At 74.7% G+C, this 7,947-nt stretch carries 5 protein-coding genes and 1 pseudogene; 5 read left to right on the forward strand and 1 reads right to left on the reverse strand.

The window, feature by feature from the left end:
- Positions 1–160 precede the first annotated feature (160 nt).
- On the forward strand, positions 161–1,372 hold the full coding sequence (gene ftsY, locus ABD323_RS37055; protein ID WP_344446496.1) for a signal recognition particle-docking protein FtsY: 1,212 nt from the start codon (positions 161–163) through the stop codon (positions 1,370–1,372).
- A 107-nt stretch (positions 1,373–1,479) separates the two neighbouring features.
- On the opposite strand, the gene ABD323_RS37060 is transcribed toward ftsY, so the two are convergent.
- Positions 1,480–2,196, reverse strand: coding sequence for a bifunctional DNA primase/polymerase (locus tag ABD323_RS37060; RefSeq protein WP_344446498.1), 717 nt, complete (start codon positions 2,194–2,196; stop codon positions 1,480–1,482).
- A gap of 356 nt (positions 2,197–2,552) precedes the next feature.
- On the opposite strand from ABD323_RS37060, the gene nsdA reads away from it, so the two are divergent.
- From nsdA to ABD323_RS37080, 4 genes and pseudogenes are all read left to right on the forward strand, one after another.
- Positions 2,553–4,010: a transcriptional repressor NsdA gene (gene nsdA, locus ABD323_RS37065; protein WP_344446499.1), complete on the forward strand. Its 1,458-nt coding sequence runs from the start codon at positions 2,553–2,555 to the stop codon at positions 4,008–4,010.
- Between the two features lie 269 nt (positions 4,011–4,279).
- The gene (locus ABD323_RS37070) at positions 4,280–5,617 is read left to right on the forward strand and encodes an ammonium transporter (protein ID WP_344446500.1); all 1,338 of its coding nucleotides are present in this window, start codon (positions 4,280–4,282) and stop codon (positions 5,615–5,617) included.
- A complete protein-coding gene (locus ABD323_RS37075) occupies positions 5,614–5,952 on the forward strand; it encodes a P-II family nitrogen regulator (RefSeq protein WP_344446501.1) in 339 nt (112 codons plus the stop codon). The genes ABD323_RS37070 and ABD323_RS37075 overlap by 4 nt, the downstream gene beginning before the upstream one ends.
- 138 nt (positions 5,953–6,090) lie before the next feature.
- Positions 6,091–7,836, forward strand: a pseudogene (locus ABD323_RS37080) ([protein-PII] uridylyltransferase); the annotation flags it as partial.
- Between the last annotated feature and the right edge of the window lie 111 nt (positions 7,837–7,947).

Here is a 7,947-nt window from a genome sequence, read left to right on the forward strand (position 1 = left end):
GAACGCCCGGCGCCCCCGCGCCGGGGCTGCCGCGGCCCGCGGGCCGCATCACGGATACTGGAGCGGTTGTGACTCCTCCGCCTCACAGCGTTCAGCGTCACCAGCGTGAGGATCACTCGATACCCCGCCCCGGGCCGGGGTACCAGCGAAGGAGCTTGATGTGGAATACGTGATCCTTGCCGTCGTCATCGCGGTGCTCGCCGTCGGTGCGGTCGCCGGGCTGGTGGTCAACGGTCGGCGGCGCAAGGAGCTGCCGCCGAGCCGGCCGACCGCGCCGCTGCCCGGCAAGGAGCGGACGACCCCGCCCGCGCCGGCCGAGCCGCAGGTCGGTGACGAGGCCGCGCCGCCGCGCCAGGCACCGGTGCAGACCGTCGAGGAGGTCGAGCTCCCGGTCGTCGAGGAGGCCCCCGAGCGGGCCGCCGAGGTCCCCGCGCTGGAGGTGCCCGAGCCCACCGCCGGCCGCCTGGTCCGGCTGCGCTCGCGGCTCTCGCGCTCGCAGAACTCGCTCGGCAAGGGCCTGCTGACCCTGCTCTCGCGCGACCGCCTGGACGAGGACACCTGGGAGGAGATCGAGGAGACCCTGCTGGTCGCCGACGTCGGCGTGGCGCCGACCCAGGAGCTGGTGGAGCGCCTGCGGACCCGGGTCAAGGTGCTCGGCACCCGCACGCCGGCCGAGCTGCGCAGCCTGCTGCACGAGGAGCTGGTCGCGCTGATCGGCACCGAGGCGGACCGCTCGCTGAAGACCGCCAAGCACGCGGACGGCCGTCCGGCGGTGGTCCTGGTGGTCGGCGTCAACGGCGTCGGCAAGACCACCACCTCGGGCAAGCTGGGCCGGGTCCTGGTGGCCGACGGCCGCACCGTGGTGCTGGGCGCGGCCGACACCTTCCGGGCGGCCGCCGCCGACCAGCTGCAGACCTGGGGCGAGCGGGTCGGTGCGCGCACCGTGCGCGGCCCCGAGGGCGGCGACCCGGCGTCGGTGGCCTTCGACGCGGTCAAGGAGGGCATCGCCGAGGGCGCGGACACCGTGCTGGTCGACACCGCGGGCCGGCTGCACACCAAGACCGGCCTGATGGACGAGCTGGGCAAGGTCAAGCGGGTGGTGGAGAAGCACGGTCCGGTGGACGAGGTGCTGCTGGTGCTGGACGCCACCACCGGTCAGAACGGCCTGGTGCAGGCGCGGGTCTTCGCCGAGGTGGTCGACATCACCGGCATCGTGCTGACCAAGCTGGACGGCACCGCCAAGGGCGGCATCGTGGTCGCGGTCCAGCGCGAGCTGGGCGTGCCGGTCAAGCTGATCGGCCTGGGCGAGGGCGCCGACGACCTGGCGCCGTTCGAGCCGGCCGCGTTCGTGGACGCGCTGATCGGCGACTGACCAAGACCGGTCGTGCCGGCACCCGCCGGTCCCCACGGGGCGTCCTCCGCACCGAGGGCGCCCCGTCGGCCGTCGTCAGGGGGTTCGGGACGCGCCGTGCCCCGAACTCAGGAGGCCAGCCAGGCCGGCTCGGCGGCCACCGCCCGCTCGCGCCCGCGGTGGCAGGCGTAGGCGAGGGTGCCCAGCAGCAGCCGGGCCTCCGGCGGGCGGGCGGCGCTCTCGCGGCAGGGGCGGCGCAGCCAGCGGACCGGTCCCAGGCCGCCGAAGGCGGTGGGCGGCGCGGCCAGGTAGGCGCCCTCGCCGTGGCAGTGCAGGTCGAGCGCGGCGTCGTCCCAGCCCATCCGGTAGAGCAGGTCCGGCAGCTTGTCGGCGGTGTCCCGGGCGACGAAGAAGAGCAGCCGGCCGGTCGGCGCGCAGAGCACCGGGCCGACCTGGGTGCCCATCCGCTCGAGCCGGACCAGGGCGCGCAGCCCGGCCGGCTCGGGCACGTCGAGCACGTCGAAGGTGCGGCCGGCCGGCAGCAGCACGGTGGCCTCCACCCCGCCGCCCCACAGCGCGCGGACCTCGTGGGCGGCCGCGCCCGGTGCCAGCTCGCGGGCGGCGGCGCCGCGCGGCGGGTGCAGTCCGGGCGCCGCGCAGTGCGGGCGGCCGCAGTCGCAGGGGCCGGTGCGGCCGGCGCAGCGGCCGCCCGGCGACTGGACGGGGGAGCCGCCGAGGGCGACCGTCCAGCCCCAGCGCCCGGCGTACTCGGCCGCTGCCTGGCACGCGGTGGCGCGGCTGCGGCGGCGTGAGCCGAACCTCAGATCGCCGAACAGGGTGTCCATGCCTCCCCCAACAGATTTCGGTTGCCGGCGGTTACGGGATTGTGACGTTGCGTCAATTCTCGCGCGTGGCGTGCGTCCTGCGGCGGCGGCGCGCGGTGGGTGGTTCGCGCCGTCGAGTGCTTCGGTGGGCCACCGCCGCTCGAACGGCGTCCGGCTCCCAGTGAAGCGCCGAGGGCCGCCGGACCGCCTCACTCGTGGGGGTGGCGAATGGTGGCGTTTCTCGGCGAAGCATCCCCCGGACGGCGCAGGTGGCGTTACGTTCGGCGAACGGACCGCAGCAGCGCGTGCGTGGGCCGGGCGCAGTGGGCCCGACGAGGAGGACCTCCGGCGACGGGGGCGGGACGGGGTGGACCCAGGTGGCGGAGAAGCAGCCCAACGAGAAGCTGACGGCGTGGTTCACCCGTAGTGGCTGGTCCAAGGGTGAGTTCGCCAGACAGGTCAACCGGCAGGCCCGCCAGCTCGGCGCCCACCACGTCAGCACCGACACCTCCCGGGTGCGCCGCTGGCTGGACGGCGAGCAGCCGCGGGAGCCGATCCCCAAGATCATGTCCGACCTGTTCTCCGAGCGATTCGGCTCGGTGGTCTCGGTGGAGGACCTCGGGCTGCGGGCGGCCATCGCGGTCTCCACGGTGGCCGGGGGCGGCGTCGACCTGCCCTGGAGCGGTCCGCAGACCGTCCAGCTGATCAGCGAGTACTCGCGCAGCGACCTGATGCTCAACCGGCGCGGCTTCCTGGGCACCTCGCTGGCGCTCACCGCGGGCGCCGCGCTGATCGAGCCGATGCAGCGCTGGCTCACCCCAGGGCCCAGCGGCTCGCCGACCCCGATCCTGGCCGCGGGCAACGGGGGCGAGCCGTACACCGGCCGGCTCTCCGAGCCGGAGCTGCAACTGCTCGAGCAGACCACGGTGATGTTCCGCCAGTGGGACGCGCAGAACGGCGGCGGCCTGCGCCGCAAGGCCGTGGTCGGCCAGCTGCACGAGGTCACCGACCTGCTGCAGGAGACCTACCCGCCGCAGGTCACCCAGCGGCTCTTCCGGCTCACCGCCGAACTCGCCCACCTGGCCGGCTGGATGTCCTACGACGTCGGCATGCACCCCAGCGCGCAGAAGTACTACGTGCTGGCGCTGCACGCGGCCAAGGAGGCGGGCGACCGCCCGTTCGGGGCGCTCATCCTGACCGACATGAGCCGCCAGATGATCCACCTCAACCGCGGCGAGGACGCCCTGGAGCTGATCCACCTCGCCCAGTACGGCAGCCGCGACACCGCCACCCCCCGCCAGCAGGCGCTGCTCTACGCGATGGAGGCCCGCGCCTACTCCAACATCGGCGAGGTCAACCGCTGCGCCCGCGCGGTGCGGCTGGCCGAGGACACCTTCACCGACTGCGGTCCGGCCGAGCAGGACCCGGACTGGCTGCGGTTCTTCTCCAAGGCCGAGCTCTACGCGGAGAACGCGCACTCCTTCCGGGACCTGGCCTACCACTCCTCCCGCAGCCCGCGGTACGCCTCGATGGCGGCGCCGGTGATGGCCACCGCCGTGGACCTGTTCCGCGCCGACATGGAGAACCACACCCGCTCCTACGCCTTCAACCTGGTCGGCATGGCCAGCGTGCACCTGCTGCAGGGCGAGCCCGAGCAGGCCGCGCTGATCGCCGAGGAGGCGGTGGAGATCGCCGGCAAGGTGCGCTCCGAGCGGCTCAACACCCGGGTCCGCAAGACCTCGGCGGCGGCCACCAGCGACTACCGCTCGGTTCCGGCCGTCAGCCGGCTGGCCGAGCTGGTGGTCGAGCAGATCCCGGAGTACGAGACGGTCTGACCGGTGGCCCCACCGGCCGCTCGACACACCCGGGGTGACCGGAGCACCACCCCGGGTGGCGCGGGGAGGTACCGTACCTCACGGCCTGTCATGGCACGGCCGGAGTTCACGCACCCGTAACCCGCCCGTCGGGCGTGTCACGACGGTGAAACACCGAGCCGCACTGGCCGAAACCCGCCTTCGGCACTCTCCTCTCATCGCCGACACCCCGGGTGGCACGGGACAGGGATCCCGAGGGTGGAGCGGCTTTCACCATCGAGGAGACGCCGATGCCGGACGGCTTCAGCGCGGGCGATACCGCCTTCGTGCTCATCAGTGCGGCCCTGGTCATGTTGATGACCCCGGGTCTGGCCTTCTTCTACGGGGGCATGGTCAGGGTCAAGAGCACCCTGAACATGCTGGTCATGAGCTTCATCTCGCTGGCCGTCGTCAGCGTGCTCTGGGTGCTCTACGGCTACACCCTCAGCTTCGGCACCGACGCTTTCCACGGCCTGATCGGCAACCTCGACCACCTCGGCATGCGGGGCATCGGGATGAACGACCTGACCGGGTCGATCCCGGTCACCGCCTTCGCCGCCTTCCAGCTGATGTTCGCGGTGATCACCCCGGCGCTGATCAGCGGGGCGATCGCGGACCGCGCCAAGTTCGGCGCCTGGGCGCTGTTCATCGGCCTGTGGGTGACGGTGGTCTACTTCCCGGTCGCGCACTGGGTCTTCTTCTTCGACGGCGGCCACGGCGGCTGGCTGGGCGACCGCCAGGGCGTGATCGACTTCGCCGGCGGCACCGCGGTGCACATCAACGCCGGTGTGGCGGGCCTGGCCCTGTGCCTGGTGCTGGGCAAGCGGGTCGGCTTCAAGAAGGACCCGATGCGTCCGCACAGCCTGCCGCTGGTGATGCTCGGCTCGGGTCTGCTCTGGTTCGGCTGGTTCGGCTTCAACGCCGGCTCCGCGCTGGCCGCCAACGGCCTGGCCGGGATGGCCTTCATGAACACCCAGGTCGCCACCGCCGCCGCGATGCTCGGCTGGCTGGCCTACGAGAAGCTGCGGCACGGCGCCTTCACCTCGCTGGGCGCGGCCTCCGGCGCGGTCGCCGGCCTGGTCGCCATCACCCCCGCCTGCGGCTCGGTCTCGATGCTCGGGGCGGTGGCGATCGGCCTGATCGCCGGCGCGGTCTGCGCCGCGGCGATCAGCCTCAAGTACCGGCTCGGCTTCGACGACTCGCTCGACGTGGTGGGCGTGCACGCGGTCGGCGGGGCGATCGGCTCGCTGCTGATCGGCCTCTTCGCCACCGGCCACGTCGGCCAGAGCGCCCAGGGCCTCTTCTACGGCGGCGGCCTGGGACAGCTGGGCAAGCAGGCCCTGGGCGTGGCCGTGGTCGCGGTCTACTCCTTCGTGCTCTCCTGGTTGCTCGGCCAGGCGATCCACCGGACCATCGGCTTCCGGGTCTCCGAGGACGTCGAGGTGGCCGGCATCGACCAGGCCGAGCACGCCGAGTCCGCGTACGACTTCAGCACGGTCGGGGCCGCCCTGGCCCGTGCGATCGCCACTCCCGCCCCCGTGACCACCCCCGCCGAGAAGGCCCAGAAGACCGAGGTCGACGCCCGATGAAGCTGATCACCGCCATCGTCAAGCCGCACCGGTTGGACGAGATCAAGGCGGCCCTGCAGGCCTTCGGGGTGCACGGCCTGACCGTCACCGAGGCCAGCGGCTACGGCCGCCAGCGCGGCCACACCGAGGTCTACCGGGGCGCCGAGTACACCGTCGACCTGGTGCCGAAGGTGCGCATAGAGGTCCTGGTCGAGGACGGGGACGCCGAGGACGTGATCGACATCCTGGTGAAGACCGCGCGCACCGGCAAGATCGGCGACGGCAAGGTCTGGAGCGTCCCGGTCGAGACCGTGGTCCGGGTACGGACCGGCGAACGCGGCCCCGACGCCCTCTAGTCCCCCGCGGCGGCCGCCGGTCGGCCCCTGCCGCGACCGCCCCCAACGACCCGCCGAGCGGGCCTGAGACCCCCCGGTCACAGGCCCGCCGACGGCATTTCCCCGGCGGCCCCGCCCGCCGCCCGCAGCCCGGACGGAGTGTCCCCGGTGACCACTGTCGACGCGTCGGACCCCACCCACTACCCCTCGGCCCGGGCCCTGCTGCTGGCCGAACCCGAGCTGGTCGGCGGTGCCCGGCGCACCGCGCTCGCCGCGCTCACCGACCGCTGGCTCGCCTCGCTGCTGGCGGCCGCCGGCGCCCCCGAGCGGGTCGCGCTGGTGGCGGTCGGCGGCTACGGGCGCGGCGAGCTCTCGCCGCGCAGCGACCTGGACCTGTTGCTGCTGCACGACGGCGCCCCGGTCGCCACGCTGGCCGAGCGGCTCTGGTACCCGGTCTGGGACAGCGGGGTGGCGCTGGACCACTCGGTGCGCAAGCTCTCCGAGGCCCGTGCGGTGGCGGCCGCCGACCTCAAGGCGCAGCTGGGCCTGCTGGACGCCCGGCACGTGGCGGGCGACCCGGAGGTCACCGCGTGGCTGCGCTCGGCGGCGCGCGCCGACTGGCGGGCCGGCGCCGCCAAGCGGCTGCCCGAGCTGCGCGAGCTGGGGGCGGAGCGGGCTGAGCGGCACGGCGAGCTGGCCTTCCTGCTGGAGCCCGACCTGAAGGAGGCCAGGGGCGGCCTGCGCGACGTGGTCGCGCTCGACGCGATCGCCGCCTCCTGGCTGGCGGACGCCCCGCGCGAGGGCCTGGCCGACGCGCGGCAGCGGCTCAGCGACGTGCGCGACGCGCTGCACCTGAGCACCGGCCGCGCCACCGAGCGGCTCGCCCTGCAGGACCAGGACCAGGTGGCGGCCGCGCTCGGCGTGCTGGACGCGGACACCCTGCTGCGGCAGGTCTACCAGGCCGCGCGGACCGTGGCCTACGCCGGCGACGTGACCTGGCGGGCCGTCGACCGGGTGCTGGCGGCCCGGCAGACCCGCGGCCGGCGCCCGTTCGCCTTCCCGTTCACCGGCGCCGGGCGCAGCAGCGGCGCGGTGGGCCGCGGCGTGGTGGCGCGCCGCCCGCTCGCCGAGGGCGTGGTGGAGCAGGACGGCGAGGCGGTGCTCGCCCAGGGCGCCCGCCCGGCCGCCGATCCGGTACTGGTGCTGCGGGCGGCGGCCGCCGCCGCGCAGGCCGGGCTGGTGGTCTCGCACGCCACCGTGCGCCGGCTGGCCGCCGAGTGCCGGCCGCTGCCGGTGCCCTGGCCGGACGAGGCGCGCGAGCTGCTGGTCACCCTGCTGGGGGCGGGCGAGGCCTGCGTGCCGGTCTGGGAGGCGCTGGAGGCGCAGGGCCTGATCACCCGGCTGCTGCCGGACTGGGAGCGGGTGCGCTGGCGCCCGCAGCGCAACGCGGTGCACGTCTGGACGGTGGACCGGCACCTGGTGGAGACGGCGGTGCGGGCCGCGGCGATGACCCGCCGGGTGGCCAGGCCCGACCTGCTGCTGGTCGCGGCCCTGCTGCACGACCTGGGCAAGGGCTGGCCCGGCGACCACTCGGAGGCCGGCGAGGTGATCGTGCGCGACGTGGCGGCCCGGATGGGCTTCGACCAGGACGACACCGAGAGCCTGGCCCTGCTGGTGCGCCACCACCTGACGCTGGTGGAGACCGCCACCCGGCGCGACCCGGACGATCCGGCCACCGTCGACCTGATCGCCAAGACGGTCGGGACCGCCCGGCACCTGGAGCTGCTGCACGCGCTGACCGAGGCGGACGCCACCGCGACCGGCCCGGCCGCCTGGAGCACCTGGCGGGCCTCGCTGGTGGCCGGCCTGGTCGAGCGGGTGGCCGCCGTGCTGGGCGGCGGCGCCGCCCCCGGGGGGGTGGCGCCGGGGGTCTTCACCGGGGGGGGGGGGCGGGGGGGGGGGGAGGGGGGCGGGCACGGCAGGGTGACCTGGACGCCGGCGTAGAGGGGGTTGCGG

The sequence above is a fragment of the Kitasatospora nipponensis genome, assembly GCF_039528135.1.
In the GTDB taxonomy this organism is placed as follows: domain Bacteria; phylum Actinomycetota; class Actinomycetes; order Streptomycetales; family Streptomycetaceae; genus Kitasatospora; species Kitasatospora nipponensis.